The sequence below is a fragment of the Kitasatospora sp. NPDC001660 genome, assembly GCF_053596725.1.
In genome coordinates, this window is the sequence record NZ_JBSFGU010000120.1 from 1 (window position 1) to 3,991 (window position 3,991).

The window sequence follows — 3,991 nt, forward strand, 5'->3', positions numbered from 1 at the left end:
GGCGCCGACACCCCCGTCGTCACCCTCGACGCCCGCCGCCGGGACAGCGCCAAGAGCGCCCTCATCACCCTCGTCGAACACGCCCTCCTCGCCCGGCTCCGCTGACCGGACGGCAGTGCGCGAACGACACCCCGCCCCGGCGGACCGTCAGCACGACGGGCCACCGGGGCGGGCTCGCTTACCGGCGGGTGTCCGGCAGGGGCATCGCGCAAGACCCGCTCATAAGCAGTGGATAACAGTTCGGTAGGCATTTTGTGATCAACAGTGACCCTGCGTGGCGGAATCACGTCACTCAGCGCCAGATGACCACGGTTTTGCGGCGTCATGTCGGTGAATGTCCAGATTGTGCCGACGCGGGTGGCCAACGAGGTCTGTTTGTCCCCCATCCCTGCACGTGCTGAAATTCCAGCTACCCCTGTAGCTCTTCCGCCCGCCCACCGGCGGCGGACCCTGGCCCGGGGTAGCGCTGGATTGATCCATGGCCGGCTGTCGGCCGAGAGGTAGTTGTCGAGTGAGGCGTAAGCAGCAACCCGCCCCGCAGCGGCGCTCCGAGCCCCGCCAGAGCGAGCCGAACGGTCCCGCGACGGAATCGGCCGGATTCTCCGCGTTCACCCCCACCGAGGAGCGCTCACAGGCCCCACAGCCCGTGAAGTCCCCGGTCGCCTCCAAGGAGCCCCACGGCGGCGGCTCCGGGGGCTCCGAGAGCTCCAGCCGCTACGACTTCCTCAGGCCGCGCAACTGGCGCGTGCCGACGCGTCTGATCGCGATCCTCCTGATCCCGGTCATCATCAGCCTCGTGTTCGGCGGCCTCCGCGTGAACACCTCGGTCGACGGCTACATCAAGGCCTCCCGGGCCGAGAAGACCGCCGAGCTCGCCAAGGCGGCCACCGAACTCGCCGAGGCGCTGGAGAACGAGCGCGACAAGACGCTGATACCCCTGCTGACCAAGCAGGACCCGGACGGCGCGGTCGCCAAGACCCGGGCCACGACGGACGCCGCGATGAAGGCGTACGAGGCCGCCTACGCCGCCTCCGACAAGTCCGGCGAACTCCCCCGCCGCCACCAGGCCTTCCAGGACCTCGTGGTCAACCTGCCGCACCTGCGCGCCAACGCGTACAGCCCGGAGCTGTTCGCCAGCGCCACCGCGGACGCCTACTCGACGCTGTTCGCGCCGCTGCTGGCGTACGACAACTCGGTCGGCCTCGGCTCCACCAACGCGGCCAGCAAGGGGCGCGCGATCTACGCCATGTCGCTGTCGAAGGCCGCGGCCTCGTCCCAGCGCGCGCTCATGCTGCACCTCCTGGTGGGCATCGGGACGAACTCCGTGACCCGCTACGAGAACCAGGACCTCACCCTGCAGGTCGTGGTCTCGGAGAAGCTGGAGCAGACGGCGCTCACCGAGTTCAACACCGGTAGCGACCCGGCCGACGCCAAGAAGTACTCCGACGCGCAGGTCGCCCTGGCCACCGCGCCGGACCGCTCGGCGAACAAGATGCCCGACGGCCGCGCGCCGAACATGCAGACGCTGCTGAACCTCGCCGCCTCCTACAGCCAGGCCGCCGCCGACGGGCAGAGCAAGGGCAAGGCCGCCGCCGACGCCGCCTTCAAGGAGGCCAAGGACGCCGGTCTGACCCCGGAGAACTGGAACCAGGCCGCCGGTGTCCACATCCAGGCCCTGCGGAACACCGAAGTCCAGCTGCTCGACGACGTGCTCACGGACTCCCGGAACCTCAAGGACAACGCGCTCTACGACGCCATCCTCAACACGGTCATCGTCGTCGCCGCGCTCATCCTGGCCGGGCTGCTCACCGGTTACGTCGCCCGCTCGATGATTCTCGGCATGCGCACCCTGCGCAACGCCGCCCTGGAGATCGCCGACAGCCGCCTGCCGGACCTCGTCGAGAAGCTCTCCAAGACCGACCCCGAGCGGGTCGACACCTCCGTCGCCCCGATCCCGCTGCACGGCAAGGACGAGATCGGCGAGGTCGCCCGGGCCTTCGACCAGGTCCACCGCCAGGCCGTCGAACTCGCCGCCGAGCAGGCCCTGCTGCGAGGCAACGTCAACGCGATCTTCACCAACCTGTCGCGCCGCAGCCAGGGCCTGATCCAGCGCCAGCTGGCGCTGATCACCGACCTGGAGAACAACGAGGCCGACCCGGACCAGCTGGAGAACCTCTTCAGGCTGGACCACCTCGCCACCCGCATGCGCCGCAACGGTGAGAACCTGCTCGTCCTCGCGGGCGAGGAGGCCGGCCGCCGCTGGAACACCCCGGTCCCGCTGGTCGACGTCCTGCGCGCCGCCGCGTCCGAGGTGGAGCAGTACGAGCGCGTCGAGCTGTCCGGCATCCCGGAGGTCGAGGTCGTCGGCGCCGCCGTGACCGACCTCGTCCACCTGCTCGCCGAGCTGCTGGAGAACGCCACCTCGTTCTCCAGCCCGCAGACCCGGGTGCTGGTCAACGCGACCCGCCTGCCGGACGGCCGCGTGCTGGTCGAGATCCACGACAAGGGCATCGGCCTCACCGCCGACGACTTCGCCGAGATCAACGAGAAGCTGGCCGAGCCGCCCACGGTCGACGCCACCATCTCCCGCCGCATGGGCCTCTTCGTGGTCGGCCGGCTCTCCCAGCGTCACGACATCCGCGTCCAGCTCCGCCCCTCCGGCGAGTCGGCCGGCACCACCTCGCTCGTCATGCTCCCGCCGTTCGTCACCCAGGGCGGCCCCGCGCCGGAGCCCGAGGAGCAGTTCACCGTCTCGCGGATCTTCGCCGAGCAGGAGCCGACCTCCGAGTGGGCCCCCGACAACCACACCCGCAGCGCCGCCGAACTGGGCTTCGACGACCACCTCACCGGCAACGGCAGCGCAGGCTCCACCGGCTTCAGCCCGGCCCTGGAGTCCGTCCAGCGCTCGCAGCGCCTCGACCAGGTCCGCCGGGCCGCGCTGGACTCCGGCCCGCACGGCGTCGCCGAGCATCCCGTGCTGGACGCCGAGGTCGAGGAGGAGTACCCGCAGCAGGGCTACGACCAGTACGCCCCGCAGCAGGGCTACGAGCAGCCCTACGCCGACGACCAGTACGGCTACGGGCAGGACGGCTACACCCAGGACGGCTACGGCGGCCAGGACGCGTACGGCCAGTACCCGCAGCAGGGCTACGACCAGTCCGGCTACGCGGACGACCAGTACGCGCACCAGGACTACCAGGGCCAGAACTATCAGGGCCAGGACTACCAGGGCTACGACGACGGCTACGCCGACGACCAGTACGCCCACCAGGCCCAGGACGCCCCGGCCGGCCACCCGTACGCCCCGGAACCGCCCGCGCTGCCGGCCGCCGAGGCCCCCGCCACCCTGCCGTCCGGGCTGCCGCAGCGCCGCCCCGGCCAGCAGCTGGCGAGTGGCGGCCCGGCCCTGACGCCCGCGCCGGCCTCGCCCGACGGCGAGACCCCGAACTGGTTCACCGGTGCCAAGGACACCTCGGCGCCCGCCGAGGCGCGCGGCCACGACGTGTCGGCGCTCGGCGGATACGGCCCGACCGGCCCGACCGCCAACTCCGCCTGGCAGTCGCCGAACGACGGCGCCTGGCAGCGGGCCGAGCAGCTGCGCGAGCCCGCGTCCGGGGGCACCACCCCGGCCGGCCTGCCGCGCCGCGTGCCCAAGCAGAACCTGGTGGCCGGCAACGCCAAGCCCACCCCGCAGGACGGGCCGCAGGTCTCCCGCAGCCCCGAGGAGGTCCGTGGCCGCCTCACGAACCTGCGCCGCGGCGTGGAGCAGGGCCGCACCGCCGGAAACACCGGAAGCTTCCGGATCGACCCCGATCAGGCAGACCAGTCCGGCAACGGACAGAACCGCAGCACCGATCTCTTCGGCGGCTCGAACCACCAGGAGCGTTGAGTTGACTCAGATGAGCCAGGCCGCACAGAACCTGAACTGGCTGATCACCAATTTCGTGGACAACACCCCCGGGGTGTCCCACACCGTGGTGGTCTCCGCGGA

General features: G+C 71.1%; 1 protein-coding gene and 2 pseudogenes. All 3 read left to right on the forward strand.

Translation table 11 applies throughout. From position 1 onward, the window contains the following. Positions 1-105: pseudogene (locus ACWCXH_RS39685) on the forward strand (ATP-binding protein); the annotation flags it as partial. A 406-nt stretch (positions 106-511) separates the two neighbouring features. Next, positions 512-3,889, forward strand: a complete 3,378-nt coding sequence (locus ACWCXH_RS39690; RefSeq protein WP_449806383.1) for a nitrate- and nitrite sensing domain-containing protein — start codon at positions 512-514, stop codon at positions 3,887-3,889. A gap of 10 nt (positions 3,890-3,899) precedes the next feature. Next, positions 3,900-3,991 (forward strand): annotated as a pseudogene (locus ACWCXH_RS39695) (roadblock/LC7 domain-containing protein); the annotation flags it as partial.